Source organism: Levilactobacillus andaensis (assembly GCF_016861695.1).
Classification (GTDB): domain Bacteria; phylum Bacillota; class Bacilli; order Lactobacillales; family Lactobacillaceae; genus Levilactobacillus; species Levilactobacillus andaensis.
The window spans coordinates 26,030-43,331 of sequence record NZ_BOLP01000015.1; the positions used below are offsets into that span (position 1 = coordinate 26,030).

Genomic DNA, 17,302 nt, shown 5'->3' on the forward strand with positions numbered 1-17,302 from the left:
AAATTTCCGGCTCAGCTCATTTGAAATCAACTTGTCTTCACCCGTGATTTCAATCAATTATAAATAGTATAATGGCGACTTTTTTTATAGTGTTGAATAGTTGCCATTTAATTGTATAATTGTGCTAAAGGGGTGATTCAGATTATGAAGGTCAAACTTAATCTACTATTGGGACTCGTCGCACTGTTACTCGTTGTCGCTGGCGGATCGACCGCCCGGGCTAAACAAACAGCCACGGCAGTTCCGACAGCACTACGGGGAACTTGGACACAGTACCATCCATCGGAAAAAATCTACACGGTCGTTCAAATTAAGCCACACAGCATCAGCTACCACTTGGAAAAGAATGGTAAACGGGTGGGGGGAAAGCCCGCTGTTTTTACTTTCAAATCTAAAGGTTATCACCAGCTCGTCGTCAAGCGCTTCAATCATCCGCATGCCCAACCGAGTTATCAGTTCAACACTGCCCATCACTACTATGACCAACTGCCACAAATGTGGATCGGTTACCAAACCATCAAGGGTCACCGTTACCGCGTCCTCAAGACCTATGAAAAACGGGGTCATCGGGTAGGTATCTTTACACCGAAAAAGATGACGGTCGATGCGACTTACGACTACGGGACACAACGGCCAGGGTCATTCATTGGTCATTAGGTCAGTAACCGCGAAATCGGGTTGCTGTTCTCAACCTGATAACCAGTTTTGAATTTCTACAAGAAAAGACGGTATCACCAGTTCTCATTGAGATTCCGGTAATACCGTCTTTTAATACCCCCTGCATAATCCCGGGTGCCGTTATTAGTTATTTTTCAGCCTTTGGCAACCGCAGAGCCAGTAAGAACCCAGCTAATGCCAAGATGAACGTGAAGTAGAACCCATAGTGCGTCCCGTTAACGAACGCGCCAGCGGCATGGTTCGCGCCATTGGCAATGTACGCTGCTTGGCCAATGCCCAACAGACTCGTGGCAATCGCCGTGGAGATGGCCCCCACGATCTGTTGCAACGTGTTCATGATGGCACTCCCATCAGCAGCGATTGGACCAGTCAACGCATTCAACCCGTGTGTCTGTGAAGGTGACATCGCAAGCGGTGCCCCAATCATCAAAATCACGTGGGCCAAAATGATGTACCAGATTGCCGTCGACGTTGATGTTAAGGCCAACATCAAGGCACCAACCATCGAAATGATAAACCCAATTCGAGCGGGCTTTTGGGCGCCTACTTGGTCATACAACCGACCAGCAACCGCTGAAACCACGGCGTTCATCACCCCACCAGGGAACATGATGACCCCAGTTAACGCAACTGGCACCAGCAATCCCTTTTGGATGTACATTGGCAACAGGTACATCGCGGACAAAATAATTCCGAAGTTGATCATGACCAAAACGGCCCCAATCCGGAACCCCGGAATGGCAAAGGCGCGCAGGTTTAAGATTGGCTTCTCCATCGTCAATTGACGATGCGTATACCAAGCTAAGACCAAGATTCCAAGAACCAAGGCACCAATCACAGCAGCGGAACCCCAGCCCCGTTCACTCGCCATGCTAACGCCGAGCACTAAGCTCCCAAAACCAATCGTGGAGAGGATAATGGACAAGAAATCGACCTTTGGCCGTGTCACTTCAGCAATGTTCTTCAGTGACGTAACGGCAAACCCAAAGGCAATAACCAAGAATGGCACGAACAACCAGAAAATCCACCGCCAAGAAGCAACTCCTAAGACGATTCCGGCTAAGGTTGGCCCCACGGCTGGCGCGAACATAATGACCAAACCGACCATTCCCATGGCAGCCCCCAACTTGTAAGGGGGGAAGATCTGCATGGCAACCGTAAACATCAGCGGCAAAATCAGCCCGGTCGCGATTCCTTGAATCATTCGACCGAAGAGGAGCACGCCAAATCCAGGTGCGGAGGCCGAAATAATGGCCCCGACCGTAAAATCAATCAACGCGAACAGAATCACTTGTCGTGTCGTAAACCATTTCGTTAAAATACTTGATAGTGGTAGAACGATCCCCACCATTAACATATATCCGGTGACTAACCACTGAACCGTGGCCGTTGACACGTTTAATTGCGCCATTAATTGGGGGAGCGCAATGTTTAGGGACGTTTCGGAAAACATGCCGACAAAGCCCCCGATTAGCATCCCCATCATGGCCAGCATCGGATGTTCAACTTCTACCCGTGCTTTTTTCGCCATTTCGGGTTGGCTACTTTGTACTGAATCCATTCGTTTTCACACTCACTTTCATTTTAAACACAATGGATTACTCTACCAGAAAAAAATTTTTTTCGTAAGTACAAATTTAGAAAAACTTAAAAGTAAACGTTTTCTTGTGAAATTTCCACCCGAAATGCCTTATTTTGCCGATTTAATTGCCGCAATCTGTTCACGAAGTTCCTTTAACCGTTGCGTATCCAATTCCGGAGCCATCATCGCCTGATCGTATTCAAACTGCAACCGTGGCAGGTCAGTGACTGGGGTGCCCGTTGCCGTTTGTTCCGGATCCGTTAGCTGCCGGTCAGCGAGTTCCAACGTCCGTGTCGCGACGTGTTGCCGGAACGTCTGATCATGCGCGACAAACAGGACAGTCCCGGGATAGCCCTGCAGAAAGTCTTCCAACGCCCGTAACGCTGGCAAGTCCAAATAGTTCGTCGGTTCGTCTAAAATCAACAGGTTGCTGGCACTGACCAAAGTCGTCAGCAATTGGAGTTTGACCTGCTCGCCACCACTGAGATCGCCCACTAGGCGGTCATAAAACTTCGCCGTCAACCCAAACGCCCCCATGATCTGCCGCGTCCGGTTCTGGTCCAATGCCGTCTCGTCCTGGATCACTTGCCAGACCGTCTTATCCAACGGCAGCTCCGTCATATCCTGATGGAAGTAGCCGACCCGGGCGCTTGGTGCCAATCGGGTCTGCGGCGCGTGCGCCAAAATGGCATCGATCAAGGTCGATTTACCACTCCCATTTGGTCCTGCCAAGGCAACTCGCTCGCCGGGCTTGATGCGCAACTTAACGTGGTGGAGCAAATCATGCTTCCCGCGCGTTAAATGCAAATCATCCACCGTGACCAAATACTTTCCCGTCACCGGTGGCAGATCCGTTGCGACTAGCTTCAACGCGGCCGTTTCGTGCGGTTTCACCGTCGTTGTCTGCCGGTTGGCCCGTTCTTGCAACGACTTGGCGCCACGTTCCATTTTTCCCGCGTTTTGTTCCCGCACGGATTTACTATTGGCGCGCTCCATGGCACTCATGCTCTTACTGCCCTTACGAACCCGGGCAGCCTTCTCATGACGCGCCTGCACAGCCTGCTGTAACTCGCGGCGTTCTCGCTGTTCATGCTGATACTGCGACAACGTGTTCTGCCGTCGCTGCTCACGATAAGCCTCAAAGTTCGCGAAACTCCCGTTGTACTGCGTGTAGGTGTTCTCTTCAAGTGACCAGATCTGAGTCGCAACGTTGGCCAACAGATCCCGGTCATGCGAAATCATAATCAATAAGCCGTTGAAATGACTCAGTTGTTCCGTCAGCCAACGCTGATGATCGTCATCTAGGTTGGCTGAGGGTTCATCTAAAATCAAGATTTCTGGCCGTTGCGCTAACGCTGCGCGAATTCGGTCCAGCATACTCTGTCCACCAGACCGTCCCGCCGTTGGGGCAATCTGCGGCACCAAGGTTGCCGGCGCCGTCACATTACGTTGCCCTGCAAAATCTGTATCTTGGCCGCTGATAATGCGCGCTAAGGTTGTTTTCCCGGTTCCGTTAGCACCGATAATCCCGACCCGGTCACCCGTTTGGGCGGTTAAATGGTCAACGGTAAATAATGTGACTCCCGCGACCGTTTTCGTTAAATTCGTTAATGTTAATTGTGTCAAAAAGTCGTCCCCCTTTTGTAAGCAGGGATTGTGGGTCTAAACGCCCATTTTTAAGCATGAAAAAAGTGGCCGCATTCCGTTCGGAAATGGCGCCCACTGGTTGCTTTGGCAACTCAGTCGGCGTAACCCATCAATCCCAATTGCAGGCCCACTCCACCCCTTGAAGGTGATGAAGCTGACTAACATTTGTGGATTGAATTAGTTACGCATCGGCTGAATACCTCGTTCTTTCTTAAAGTAGCTACAGAATAGCATATCGTTTAAAAATTGACAAGTCCCGAATTTTTCTTCGTAAAATTTCAAGAGCACTCTCGCCAAAATCCGTGTACACTAGGACTAACGAATTTGGCAAAAAACGGAGGGAAAAATATGCAACCTTTACGACTATTATTCATTTCAATCGAGGGCAATACCCGCAGTTTCGTTGAACATCTGACCGCTTATGCCGCGAAGCAACACGCTGCTGACGCTAGTCTTCCTGAGATTGAATCCAAAGAAATCAGTGAAGCCAGCGACTTTGAGGACGAGACGCAGCCCTATTTTTGCTTCGTGCCGACCTACCTCGATGGTGGCAACGGCATTGACAACGGCGTGAAGGAACTGATGACCAACGTCATGGGCGAATATATCGCTTATGATAACAATGCCCGGCAATTACTTGGCGTTGTCGGTAGTGGCAACCGTAATTTCAACGAACAGTACTGCTTAACCGCCAAACGTTATGCGCAAAAGTTTAACGCGCCATTCGTTGCCAACTATGAATTGCGCGGCGTCCCCCGCGACGAAACCCGGGTCTATGATGCACTGGTCGCACGAGCTAAGGCGGTGGCCGACGCATGAATCCGACATTGACCACCCTCATGGCACACCGGAGTATTCGTCAGTTCACCGACCAACCGCTGACGGCAACCGAGGTCGACACGCTCGTCACCGCCGCGCAACACGCGCCCACCAGTACCTTTTCTCAACAGTACAGTATTATCAGCGTGACTGATCCAGCAAAGTTGGCTGTTTTAAGTGACGTGACCGGCCACCACTGGTTGGAACAGGCGGGTCACTACTTTATCATGGTGGTGGACCAATACCGCAACCAGCAGTTGGTGCCGGCGACCGCCACGACCACGGCTAACCTACACAGTCTCGACAAACTGTTGGCCGGAATCTTCGACGCCACCATCGCCACGGAGGCCATCGTGACTGCCGGCGAGAGCATGGGCCTCGGAAGTACCATTATGGGCAGCATCCTCAACGACGCCCAACGCGTGATCGACCTATTGGATTTGCCGCCGCTGACCTTTCCCCTTTTAGGCCTCGCCATTGGTCATCCTGACGAACAGCCGGAACAAAAACCGCGGTTGCCACAACCACTCATGCACTTCACGAACGGTTACCAGCGCTTGACCGCTGACGACCCAACGTTAGTGGCTTACGACCGCCTCATCACGGACTATTACCATGCCCGCGGCAGCCATCAACGCGAGGAGACTTTTACCCACCATATCATTAGCGAAATGAATCGTGACCCGCAGAACCGAGCCACCATTTTAACCACTTTGCAGCATCAAGGATTTTTAGTTGATTAGTTAGGCGTATGTCAGCTCCGAAATGGGCTGATCGACGCCTTTTTATTTTGCAGTAAATGCGGGTCTAGGGCCACCTGCAAGCCGGCCACATCTACCGGTCGCGTTAACGGAAGTTCCGTGACCGTTGTCAGTGGGAGTAACTGGCTCTCACCCCGATAATTTTTTTCTGCCAGATAGATCTGGTCGGGACTCAACGTCTCTTCAATTAGGAGCGGCTGGTTGGTGACCAAAATCAGCTGGCTGCAATTAGCCGCCGAATTCAACAACTCCAGTAAGGCCTCAACCACGATGGGCTGCACGGCGAGGGCAAATTCGTCGGCTAACACCGTCTGGGGATACGGGGCCCGCTGAATCGCAATCATGGTCAGACCCAGCGTCACCAGCTCCTGAATGCCCAACGAAGCTTGTTGCAGCGGGAGCTCATCCGTGCCGATGACTTCTCCCTCCTCATTGTACTTTTCATAAATGAGATATAGGTCTGGCCGCGTAAAGGCCGAACCATCCAGAAACTGCACCGCCACCTGGTGTTGTGCGATTCCTGCGACCTCACTATCGACGGCTTGGAGGTACTGCATCAGCTGGTTCGTGACCCAGTCGTCCACGACCAACCCTGAATTCGGCCGCTTTTCCAGCACCAGTAAGTCTTCATTAAACCAGCGAAAGGCGGCAATGGCTGGCCCGTAATTCCAATTCTGCAACGTGTACAGCAGGAGCATATTGGGCCGCGTATTGGCCACCGCGACGGCTTGATCAGCCGGAAACTGGGTGACCTCGCCATTTTCGCGGACAAAGAGTACCTCATAGTCTTCACCGGTCGACTGGGCCAGCGATTCATTGATCACATGCGCCGCGTCATAGCTGAGCACGTAGCGGTAGCGGCGATCGCCACGGGTAAAATTAACGACGAAATCGGTCTGCCCGTTTTTGGACTCCTCGTCGAAGCGGAAGGGGTCGAAGGGCAAGTCATCGGCAATCTGTTCGGTCGGCGTCACCACTAGCCGCTGAAGGACCGCTAATCCGGCTAGAATCGTACTTTTCCCGGCACCGGCCGCACCAAAAACAGCCGCACATTTCAACAGGCTTAATTGATCATCTACGGTGAGCGTCTTTTGCGGCCGCTGTAACGTCCCACCCGTTGCTACCAATGAAAGCGTCGCGGAGTCCTTGAACGAGCGAAAATTAGTCAACGTGAAATCAATTAGCATGATGAAAACCTCCCTTATGTACTTTCGAATGTTACGCCAGTTATGCCGATTCACAACTACTTGCATTCGATTTAGGGAAATCAGCTATAACGGGATTAATAATCCGTCCGTATTTGACTTCGAGACGATTAAACCGCCCTTTTGCGCAGATTACTTGGGTCTTTAAAAGGGCCGCCTCCACCAGAAGACGACCCCACCTATCATTTATTTAATTTAGCTAAGTTCAAGTTGTTCCGCACCATCACTGCCGCCAACGCCAGCAACATAAATGCCGTGACTGACCAGAACAACGATTGGTAATTACCGTATTCAATAATCAGCCCACCATACAGTGGTCCGACTGCCCGACCAAAGGAAATCGCCATGTTATAGATACCTTGGAATTTTCCCTTATCGTTGTCGCCCGCCAGCGAGTCGATCCACGCTGGAATACCTGGGAAACCGGTCATTTCACCGACCGTCAGGATAATCATCGTAATGACAAACATCGCATAACTCTTGGCGAAGACCAACAGCAAGAACGACAGAATAAAAATCAACGACCCCACTGCAATCTGTGAACTCATTTTAAAGTAAGTCCCAATGCGGTTAGCCAGCGGTTGGCCGAACACGATCAATAACCCGTTCAGTGTCCAAAGTAGGCTGTAGTGCTCAAATGAAATCCCCAAATTGGTCATGTGGACCGAAATTACACTTTCCCACAACGAGTAACTGAGGTACATGCAAAATACCAATAACGCAATCAACCAGATTAAATTTAATTGAGCTGGCTTGGCCGGTCCCTTTTCGCGGTGCTTGGTCTCCTGCACAATGTCCATGCGGAAGTCGGCGATGAAGATAATCAGCAGGGCTGCGTAGCAGATGCTGGCCGCAATGAAGACCAACTGCACGCCGTGGTCCATCAAATAGCCGACCATCAGCGTCCCCACGACGACCCCTAAATTCATCCCAATATAGAGCCAGTTGAATACCCGGCGGCTACTGATCTGCGTCACATTCGCCGCGAACGAATTCACCACGGTCATGACGATGCCGTCGCCCAAACCAATAAAGAGGAGCATGATTCCAAATATCGGCCACCCATGAAAGAAAATCAGCAGGAGCATCGGAATAAAGGAACACAACGTGCCCACGACGCCCGACATAAACGGCGACCATTTATCAAATAGCACGCCCCCTAGCCAATTTCCAAGAATCATACAGAGTGACATCCCCAACAGGGCCACCCCGGCTAACGCCAACGTTTGATGAAGCTGATTATGCATATAAACAGTCGTTAACGGCCACATGCACGCGGCAGCGGCGTTAAGCAGCAACGTTGCCGAGAGAATCCCCGCTAAACTGACTTCCTTTCTGGTCTTCCACATTTAATGTCCCTCACTTTTTCTAGATTCCACCCCTCATTGTCGCATATTCTAGAAAAATCTGAAATGGTTAACTGACTAAAAAGACTGTCAAATCGGCATTTATGGGCAACTTCTCATAATTATTTCAATAAAAAGGAAAAAAGTTTGCCCGACTTGATTTGAGTCAAGTTCTTTTCGACCGGTGCCCCGTATACTAGGTCTTGTAATCAAGACAAACGAAAAACCCGAGGAGGTTTTAATTATGAGTAAAGTAACCATGAAGTTAGACGATCTGACCTGCCCATCTTGCATGACCAAGATCGAAGGCGCCCTCAGTAAAAAGGACGGTGTGAAGGATGTTAAGGTCCTGTTCAACGCCAGCAAGATCAAAGCCGAATTCGATGACGCCACCGTCACCGCTGAAAGCTTAGCCGACACGGTCACTGACCTCGGCTACACCGTTAAGAGTTCTAAAGTCAAAGCCCTCTAAGCCATTTAAAATCTGAAAGGAAGTTCATCCAATGACTACAACTACCGCTACTATCGAAGACCGTTACGCTGCCGAACAAGCCCAAACCGAGCACGACCACCACGTCCCAACAGCCGGTGCCATGACCAACCACATTCTGGCTAACCTACACATCTCCATCGTGAAGTTCCACCAGGTTCGCTGGTCCGTCAAAGGCCCCTTAGCTTTGAGTGTGCGTAGCTTACTCAACGACTACATTGCCACTTACCGCGACCAATTCGACGCCTTAGGTGAACTCCTCTTGGACGAGGGCGAAACGGTCTCCACAACAACTAAGGAATTCCACGACTACAACATGCTTCAAGAAGGCGGCGACAAGAAGTATCTCAGCGCCGAAGACCAAGTCAGCGAGCTGGTTCGTGACGCGGATACCCACAATCTCTTTATCGACCGGGCCATCAAGCTCGCCGATAAGGAAGAACGCCCAGCCTTAGCCAGCTTCCTGGTTAGCCTGCGGGGGACGAACAACCATATCATCCGTGAGCTCCAAGCGGTTCTGGGCAACGATGCCCGCGACGGTCTGGATGAAGAAGACGATGACGATGATGAAGACTAATCTTTAACTTTGAGGGAACGTCAGCGCACTGCGAGGTGCTAGCGTTTCCTTTTTATATCCCCTATACTAGGTTTAGGGGTGATTCTAATGAACACACATCTTCGCCGAATCGGAGTCGGCTGTTTATTTATTTTTTCATTATTACTGGCCACTGTGGCCGCCAAGTTACTACCAGCGTATACGCTTCTGCTGTACATTTTAGCTGGAATCTTCTTTGTCAGTGCCATTGTTTTGATCTTCAATCGGAAGGCACCGGACGACAAGTGACCCGGCGACGAGACTTATTTCTCGTTTGCCGTTTTCTTAGTTTAGCATACAAAAGCAAACGGATGTTCGATAGAGTTAAACCTGTACTTACTCTTTACAATCTTTACACAACAAAGGACCGCGGCGGAATTGTCGCGGTCCTTGTTTATTTAGCTTTCATTTTAAATGGCCGAAACGTGTTTCACGGGGCAGCCGGCTCCGCTTAACACTGATAACCAAATAATCCAAGCCCGGGATTATCCGGTTATCACCGTTAATGCTCACCGGCTAACCGCCCCTTGAAACACTCTTTACGCTGTCCCGCTCCACCATCTCAACCGGCACAAACGTCGCCGCCTTTTCCCCCATCACGCGGTCCACACTCTGCGCACCAATCTGATAGAAGTCCTGCGTCAGGCTGGTCAGTGCTGGCGTGGTGATGCGACAAATGTCGGTGCCATCAATGCTGACCAACGACAGCTGTTCCGGCACCGCGATGCCCGCTTCCTGGGCCGCATTCAGCAGGCCCGCCGCGACCATGTCACTGGCCGCAATGATGGCCGTGACCTTCAATGGGAGAAATTCCGCCAACAACTGCCGGCCCGATTCGTAACTGTAATCGCCGTATTTGATCGTCGTTTCCTGAATGCCGCGCGCCGCCAATGCCCTTTGGTAACCGGCAATTCGCTGACTCCCGGTATGGTAGGTGTCGACCCCGGCGAGGCCAATGCGCGTGTGACCGTGGTCGAGCAGATAGTCCGTCGTGGTCGCCGCCAATTTTTCATTATCCGAGCTGACCGACAGGACCTTGTCCGTGCCCAAGTAGACCGAGACGAAACAGAACGGCACGTGCGACTCCTTCAGCAGCGTCAAATCCTCCGCATCCGGTTCGATTGCCGCCAGCAAGATCCCCGACACCGCGCGTTCCAACGCCGTCACGATGGCTTGGTGCTGCAGCTCAGCGTTCCGGTTACCCGCGTACAAAATAATCACGCCCTGCCCCAATTCGCTGGCCCGGCGTTGAATCCCGTCGATGATCTGCGTGGAAAAGTTGGTTGGCGTGGCGTTGATGATCAGCGCAATGACCGCGGCCTTTTTCTTGACCAGCTCCACGGCGGTCGAATTTTTACGGTAGCCCAACCGCTTGGCCACGGCTAGAATCTTAGCCTGTGTTTTCTCACTATACGTTCCCGTTTTATGGCTCAGCACTCGTGAAACGGTGGCGATCGACACGCCTGATTCGGCAGCGATATCCTTAATCGTTGGTTTCATACGTCCCCCACCTCACTTCAATATAGTCCCATTATAGCCTTAATGCCGCTATTTTCCTAGCTAAAAGAGTAAACGTTTACATTCCTTTTAAATAGGCATTGTAAACGTTTACGTAACGTGCTAGTATGAAGGCGTTGAAAGAAATAGCCATTATTTAAATTCAAGGAGATGTCCTGATCATGAATCAACCAGCAACGAACTCGCTGGGAAATCACAAAGTCACTGCGGCCGCCCCATCCAAGACCAAACGACTTGCGAACTCCCTGCCAAATTTACCGTTGAAAACACTATTTGCCATTACGTTCGGTTTCTGTGGGGTCAACATGGCCTTCTCACTGCAATCTTCACAGATGAGCCGAATCTTCCAGACCATCGGCGCCAACCCGACCAACCTGGGACTGTTCTTCATCCTGCCCCCACTGGCCGGCTTGATTGTCCAACCGTTAGTCGGAAAATATTCCGACCGGACCTGGAACCGCTTCGGTCGCCGGATGCCTTACCTCTTATTCAGTGCACCCGTTGCCGCTTTAGTCATGATTTTACTGCCTAACGCCGGGTCATTTGGCTTCGGCTACGCCTCCATGGCGGCCTTGGTCTTCGGGGCCATCGCCATTCTATTCATGGACCTGTCCAGCAATATCTGTATGCAACCATTCCGAATGATCATCGGGGACATGGTCAACGAAAAGCAAAAGGATAAAGCTTGGTCTTGGCAACAAGCCTTCAGTAACCTCGGTGGTGTCCTCGCCACGTTGTTACCATTCATTCTGACCTTCTTCGGTGTCGCCAACACGGCTAAAAAGGGTGTCGTTCCTCTGTCCGTTCGCCTCGCCTTCTACATCGGCGCGGCCATTCTGTTAGGCATTTCCGCCTACACCATTCACACGGTCAAGGAATACGACCCCGACACTTACGCGCTCTATCACCACATCGACCCGCAAGCCACAAGAACACCAAACCGCTCTGGAAATTAATTAAGGATGCACCTAAAGCCTTATGGGAAGTCGCCGTTGTTCAAATGTTCGCTTGGATCGGGATTCAGTACATGTGGACCTACACGACTGGTGCCATCGCCCAAAACGTTTGGCACACCGCCAACGCTGCTTCCGCTGGGTATCAAGCCGCCGGTAACTGGTACGGGATCTTAACCTTCATCCAGTCCATGGCCGCCGTGCTCTATGGTTTCTTGGTCTTGTCACACACCAACCCGCTCAAACGGAAATTCTGGTACCGCTTCGGGATCGCCTGCTTCGCCGTTGGCTTGATCTGGGTCTTCTTCATTCACAATCAGTACCTTTTGATCTTGCCATTCTGCCTGATCGGTATCGGCTTCTTCACGGTTCACGTGGAACCCTTCAACATCTTCACGTCATCTTTGGACGGGTCAAATGAAGGGTCTTACATCGGCATCTTCAATGGGACCATCTGCTTGCCACAAATCATCGCCTCCGTTGCCAGCTTCCTGGTCTTCCGGATGGTCGGTAAGTCCATGCCCGGCATGATGTTAGTTGCCGGCATCTCCATGTTGATCGCCGTCATCGCCATCAGCGTTATCAAGTCAGACAAGCCGCAAAAGGATCTGTCAGATAAGGCCGCTGCCTAGTTATATTGATTAAATATGGTCGCGCTCCGGATTCCAGGGATTCCGCCGGCTCAGATTGATCACTACCGTAATGGGCGTTGAAACCCACATGGTATACGGATTTTCTGACTGGACTCACGGCAGACTTCCTGTGACGTACAGCGACATCACTAGTGACATCAACCTTTGACCTCACTATTTAATTTTACTGTTGCCCCACAGCCACCACGTAAGCCGAGAGGCCGGCAGATATGGGCTCAGGCGCGTCGTTCTGCTTAGTTGGCGTCCTTGGCCGGCTTAGCAGAAAACCAATCTTGAAGACTCGGCACTTGCGAGGCTTCAAGTTGCGTTCGCACCGTTCCAGCCCATATCTGCCGGCCGGTAAGGCGAAAACACCGACCATCGTCGCCAAAAACAAAATTTCAAAGCTAGTTCTATAATAGAGAAGAGTAAGAGAAAAAGGAGATACCTTGTTATGACTGCTTTACCAACCTATGAACAAAAAGATCAAACCATTACGTTTCACTATCCCGACCACGATCTGCAGCTGACCGTCCTGACGCCTGCTATCGTCCGCGTGTTCGAATACCGCGGCAACGACGGTCATTCCTACGCCATCGAGGGCAACAAACAGACCGCGACCGACTTCAAATTGACCGCTGCCGGTGACCACTACGAACTGACCACCAGCGCCCTGACCATCGACCTTGACGCCGAACGCCACGTCGACGTTTACGACGCCAATGGCAACGCCCTCGTCACCGATTTCCGCGGCGAACGGACCCTGCTCGACAAAGGGGTCGACAAGGTGCACCAACGGTTAGTCGAAGCCGAAGGACACAGCGTCACCAAGTCCACCGTCAAGGCCAACTCCAGCTACTATGAAGTCGTCAAGACGTTGGCTCCCGATGAACACCTCTACGGCCTGGGTGACAAGACCGGTTACCTCGACAAACGGGGCTTCGAATACGACAACTGGAACGTGGACAACCCATCTCCCCAGTTGGAAATTTTACCGAACATTTACAAGTCCATCCCCGTCATGTTGGGCTTAAAGAACGGTCATCCTTATGGCCTATTCTTCGATAACACCTACAAGAGCCACTTCGACATGGGCAAGGAAAGCGACAACTACTACTTCTACTCCGCCGTTGACGGGAACCTTGACTACTACATCATTGGCGGTCAAACGTTGAAGGATGTCGTCACCAACTACACCTACCTGACCGGTCGCACGCCATTGCCGCAAAAGTGGACGTTGGGTTACCAACAATCTCGTTGGGGCTACAGTGCCAGCGAGGATGAAGTCCAAGAGATCGCCGACAACATGAAGAAAAACGACCTCCCCTGCGACGCCATCCACTTTGACGTTGACTACATGCGCGGCTACCGCGTCTTCACCTGGGACAAGGCCAAGTATGCCGATCCCAAGAAATTCGTCAGCAGCCTAAAGGGCCAAGGCATCAAGGTCATCCCCATCATCGACCCCGGTGTTAAGCAGGACCCCGACTACGACAAGTACACCGAGGGCATCAAGAACAACTACTTTGTCAAAACGCCAGCGGGCAAGGTCTACATCAACAAGGTTTGGCCCGGCGACTCCGCCTTCCCTGACTTTGGTCGGCCCGATGTTCGCAAATGGTGGGCCAATAACAACAAATTCTTGACCGACATGGGCGTTGGCGGTGTCTGGATCGACATGAACGAACCCGCAACGTTTGAGGGCGAGATCCCAGACGATGTGGTCTTCAACGACCAGGACACCCCGTCCACGCACAAGAAGATGCACAATGTCTACGGCCACAACATGGCCAAGGCGACCTACGCTGGTTTGAAGGCCCAGCAAGGCAAACGGCCCTACGTCATCACCCGGGCAGCCTACGCCGGCACGCAGAAGTACTCGACCGTTTGGACCGGGGATAACCGCAGCATGTGGCCCCACATTCAAATGATGATTCCACAACTTTGCAACCTCGGTCTGAGTGGCTTTAGCTTCGTGGGGACCGACATCGGTGGATTTGCCTCCGATACCTCGGCCGAACTCTTGACCCGTTGGATCGAAGCCGCCATCTTCAGTCCTTTGCTACGGAACCACGCGGCCATGGGCACTCGGCACCAGGAACCTTGGAGTTTCGGCGAACCGACCCTCTCCATTTACCGGAAGTACCTGAAGCTGCGCTACCGCTTCATTCCGTACCTCTACGACCTGTTTGCCCAAGAATCGACGAACGGCCTGCCAATCATGCGGCCACTGGTCTTAAACTACCCAGAAGATGCCCGCGTACGGGACCTGGACGATGAATTCATGGTCGGCGACAACGTCTTAGTCGCCCCCATCGTTCAAAAATCCAAGCTCAACCGGACCGTTTACCTGCCAGCCGGCGACTGGATCGACTTCTGGAACAACCGCGAATATCCTGGCAACCAAGACATCTTAGTCGACGCGCCACTGGATAAATTACCGCTGTTCATCAAGAAGGACACCCTGTTGCCATGGGGCCAAGAAGTCAGCCACGTTGCCGAAACACCCGACACGACCATGACCTTCAAGGCATTTGGCCAAAACGCCAGCTACGAGCACTACCAAGACAACGGTAGCGACTTCAACTACGAAGACGGCGAGTTCAACCGCTACTTGATCACGGTCAAAGATGGTGACGTCAACGTCGCCTTGACCCACAGCGGCTTCAAGCCGGTCTACCAGACGATTACGGTCGACCTGCCCGCCAAGTCCGTCACCTTGACTTACGACGCGGCTAGTCAGAGTTACCATGCTTAGTTAGTGCCTAGACCTAGTGTTAACACGAATCAGTGCTGCTAAATTGGCCGCACTGCGGATGCCAGGGATTCCGCCTGCTGTGGGGACGCTTCAGACTGGAAGACCACCAGTCTTCTCGCTCGCTTTGAAGCCGCGAAATTCGCGCGTCTCCAAAGTCACCCATCTTGTTAGCTAGCCAGCGGCCAGCTAACAAGATTACCACGGCTGGCTGCATCCCTGGCCTCCTCCGGCTCTGATTGTGCTCTACCATAACAACGGCCGAAAGCCGCACGTACACTCTAAATTTTCTGGTCCGACTGATAACGGGTTTTACGCTTATCCTCTCAATCGCCAAAAAATCACTGTGTGAGCCGAGAGGTCGCCAGCTATGGGCTCAGGCGCGTCGTTCTACTTGGTCGGCGTTTCTTGCCGGCTTAGTAGAAGACCAAGCTTGAAGACTCGGGTCTTACGAGGCTTCAAGTTGCGTCCGCACCGTTCCAGCCCATATCTGGCGGCCGGTAAGGCGTAAGTCTTCACCCGGTTGTCCAATGTACACGCTAATATCGTTGTTGTACCAGGCTTGAACAACATTTAGTCACTTAACAACTTAACCAGCAATCAAAAAATCCCGTAAAGGCAGTGAAAATTAACGCTGTCTTTACGGGATTTTTACATCCATTTGCTATGCTGTTAAGAATCACTATTTACCGAAAGGAAGCCGATTATGCCAACGCCCGATTTCCAGCTACTTCAAAACTACCTGTCCTTCAAGTTGTTTGCCTTCAATCCCTTGGCTAATGGCCTCGACTTCTATGACATCAGTCCAACCGATACCGCTCTGGCCGTCGATGTCCGCGGCTACAGTGTGATTCTTCAAGTCGCCGCCGCGCTGGGCCGGATTTCCGCCCAATTTTCCCTTCAACCAGCCTACGAACATGAAATATCTCTGGCCAAAATGGTCAAGCCAGATGCGCTACCGGACCTCGTCACCTTTACGATCTATCGCTGGGACGCGGCGAAGTTGGCCCGGTTTCTACCGATTATGCACGACTTTCAAACCGCTCAAGCCAACCCCGAACGCTACGCACCAGTCAAATTTCACCGGCCAACTACTTCGTCGGCGTCGCCAGCACCATCCCATAAGAAGTCATTTGCCCCTCTGACTCGTCGCGCGTTGGCAGACCGTCCTTGGAATAGTCCCCATCGTTGGCCTCGTCCGCAATAAAGATCCCAATGTTACCGGTAAACGATGCCCGTTTCTCCGCCGTGTATCCCATCGCATCCAGTTGCGCCGTCATCTTCTTGATTCGGGGCACCACGGGCTGGCCCATGGTGCTCCAGAGGTCACTGGACGGTTGGTAATTTTGAATATAGCTGATATTCGTCACGTCCTTAAACCCAGCCGGCTTCTGAAGATAACTGTAAGCGCCCGTGTTCGCGTACGCCGACAATTTCGCACTCACCGTAACATTCGGATATAACTTTAAAATGGCCCGGGTCAGGCGTTGCGACGGGTCCATTTGGATGTATTTCAGATACGCCGCGTCCGAACTGAACGACGCGGGATTCTGCGCAATGATCTTAGTGAAGTACTTGCTCCAGGCGATGCCCTTCACCTTAGGGTTGGTCTGACTGACCAGCTCGTAGTAATAGCTAACGGCCTTCCCATTCTGCCGCTTCGTGACAATGTTGGACACGTTCCACCGCGTGTACGGGTAATTCTTCAGGTTATGCAGCTTCTTCGTATGGCCGGCATTCCAAATGACCCCGTTGGATTTCACCTTCGCCATATTCGTGGTGTAGGGTACGCTGTCAACAAACTTCGATGTAATCTGATACGTCGTCTTGGCCTGCGCCGTGACGGGTAATGCGACCGCCCCGACGGCAACCAAGGCCAGCGTCAATAGCAGTTTAAGTGGCTTTTTCATATTCAACTCTCCCCCTCTAATTGAGATAGGATAGCATGAATCGGTCGTTCATAGGCGATTAAATGACTAATACTTAGAAAATCCACTGGTTATGACCGTTATTGGTCAGATTATAAAGACTACCCGATGAATCATGCGCGCCATCTTTGGTATTATTCCACAACAAGTGTCAAAATCCACACGCCACCCTGCCAGCTAAATCCATAACGCCAATTCAACCCTAAACAAATATTACCATCTCCACCAACGTAAGCCGAGAGGCCGCCAGCTATGGGCTCAGGCGCGTCGTTCTACTTGGTCGGTGTTTCTTGCCGGCCTAGTAGAAGACCAATCTTGAAGACTCGGGTCTTACGAGGCTTCAAGTTGCGTCCGCACCGTTTCAGCCCATAGCTGGCGGCCGGTAAGGCGCAA

The 17,302-nt window shown here is 51.7% G+C and carries 14 protein-coding genes and 1 pseudogene; 9 read left to right on the forward strand and 6 right to left on the reverse strand.

Features of this window, described 5'->3' with window-relative positions:
* The first annotated feature begins 144 nt into the window (after positions 1-144).
* Entirely contained in the window at positions 145-657 is a 513-nt protein-coding gene (locus tag JUF10_RS10800; protein ID WP_203642178.1) for a hypothetical protein, read from the forward strand.
* Between the two features lie 148 nt (positions 658-805).
* Here JUF10_RS10800 and JUF10_RS10805 read toward each other — a convergent pair whose 3' ends face one another.
* Both JUF10_RS10805 and JUF10_RS10810 read right to left on the reverse strand, forming a co-directional pair.
* Entirely contained in the window at positions 806-2,239 is a 1,434-nt protein-coding gene (locus tag JUF10_RS10805; RefSeq protein WP_203642179.1) for a DHA2 family efflux MFS transporter permease subunit, read from the reverse strand.
* Positions 2,240-2,368: 129 nt separating this feature from the next.
* Complete coding sequence (locus JUF10_RS10810; RefSeq protein WP_203642180.1) at positions 2,369-3,886, reverse strand: ABC-F family ATP-binding cassette domain-containing protein; 1,518 nt, start codon at positions 3,884-3,886, stop codon at positions 2,369-2,371.
* A gap of 369 nt (positions 3,887-4,255) precedes the next feature.
* Between JUF10_RS10810 and nrdI the strand changes: the two genes are divergently transcribed.
* Positions 4,256-4,726 carry a class Ib ribonucleoside-diphosphate reductase assembly flavoprotein NrdI gene (nrdI, locus tag JUF10_RS10815; protein WP_203642181.1) on the forward strand — a complete coding sequence of 157 codons (471 nt, stop codon included), beginning with the start codon at positions 4,256-4,258 and terminating at the stop codon, positions 4,724-4,726.
* On the forward strand, positions 4,723-5,469 hold the full coding sequence (locus JUF10_RS10820; protein ID WP_203642182.1) for an NADPH-dependent oxidoreductase: 747 nt from the start codon (positions 4,723-4,725) through the stop codon (positions 5,467-5,469). Before nrdI ends, JUF10_RS10820 begins: the two co-directional genes overlap by 4 nt.
* A gap of 11 nt (positions 5,470-5,480) precedes the next feature.
* On the opposite strand, the gene JUF10_RS10825 is transcribed toward JUF10_RS10820, so the two are convergent.
* Both JUF10_RS10825 and JUF10_RS10830 read right to left on the reverse strand, forming a co-directional pair.
* Positions 5,481-6,674: an AAA family ATPase gene (locus JUF10_RS10825; RefSeq protein ID WP_203642183.1), complete on the reverse strand. Its 1,194-nt coding sequence runs from the start codon at positions 6,672-6,674 to the stop codon at positions 5,481-5,483.
* 200 nt (positions 6,675-6,874) lie between these two features.
* On the reverse strand, positions 6,875-8,041 hold the full coding sequence (locus JUF10_RS10830) for an MDR family MFS transporter (RefSeq protein ID WP_203642184.1): 1,167 nt from the start codon (positions 8,039-8,041) through the stop codon (positions 6,875-6,877).
* Between the two features lie 241 nt (positions 8,042-8,282).
* On the opposite strand from JUF10_RS10830, the gene JUF10_RS10835 reads away from it, so the two are divergent.
* From JUF10_RS10835 to JUF10_RS10845, 3 genes are all read left to right on the forward strand, one after another.
* Positions 8,283-8,510 (forward strand): heavy-metal-associated domain-containing protein, encoded by a 228-nt coding sequence (locus JUF10_RS10835; RefSeq protein ID WP_048733911.1) that lies wholly within the window; start codon positions 8,283-8,285, stop codon positions 8,508-8,510.
* A gap of 31 nt (positions 8,511-8,541) precedes the next feature.
* Complete coding sequence (locus JUF10_RS10840) at positions 8,542-9,105, forward strand: Dps family protein (RefSeq protein WP_203642185.1); 564 nt, start codon at positions 8,542-8,544, stop codon at positions 9,103-9,105.
* A gap of 87 nt (positions 9,106-9,192) precedes the next feature.
* Entirely contained in the window at positions 9,193-9,372 is a 180-nt protein-coding gene (locus JUF10_RS10845; RefSeq protein WP_203642186.1) for a hypothetical protein, read from the forward strand.
* 267 nt (positions 9,373-9,639) lie between these two features.
* Here the strand turns inward: JUF10_RS10845 and JUF10_RS10850 are convergent, their stop codons facing one another.
* Complete coding sequence (locus JUF10_RS10850; RefSeq protein ID WP_203642187.1) at positions 9,640-10,623, reverse strand: LacI family DNA-binding transcriptional regulator; 984 nt, start codon at positions 10,621-10,623, stop codon at positions 9,640-9,642.
* A 179-nt stretch (positions 10,624-10,802) separates the two neighbouring features.
* On the opposite strand from JUF10_RS10850, the pseudogene JUF10_RS10855 reads away from it, so the two are divergent.
* From JUF10_RS10855 to JUF10_RS10865, 3 genes and pseudogenes are all read left to right on the forward strand, one after another.
* Positions 10,803-12,226 (forward strand): annotated as a pseudogene (locus JUF10_RS10855) (SLC45 family MFS transporter).
* A 454-nt stretch (positions 12,227-12,680) separates the two neighbouring features.
* Positions 12,681-14,984 carry a glycoside hydrolase family 31 protein gene (locus JUF10_RS10860; RefSeq protein WP_203642188.1) on the forward strand — a complete coding sequence of 768 codons (2,304 nt, stop codon included), beginning with the start codon at positions 12,681-12,683 and terminating at the stop codon, positions 14,982-14,984.
* A gap of 703 nt (positions 14,985-15,687) precedes the next feature.
* Positions 15,688-16,188, forward strand: a complete 501-nt coding sequence (locus JUF10_RS10865; protein ID WP_203642189.1) for a hypothetical protein — start codon at positions 15,688-15,690, stop codon at positions 16,186-16,188.
* On the opposite strand, the gene JUF10_RS10870 is transcribed toward JUF10_RS10865, so the two are convergent.
* Positions 16,073-16,891 carry a hypothetical protein gene (locus JUF10_RS10870; RefSeq protein ID WP_203642190.1) on the reverse strand — a complete coding sequence of 273 codons (819 nt, stop codon included), beginning with the start codon at positions 16,889-16,891 and terminating at the stop codon, positions 16,073-16,075. The two genes, JUF10_RS10865 and JUF10_RS10870, sit on opposite strands and share 116 nt — an antisense overlap.
* Between the last annotated feature and the right edge of the window lie 411 nt (positions 16,892-17,302).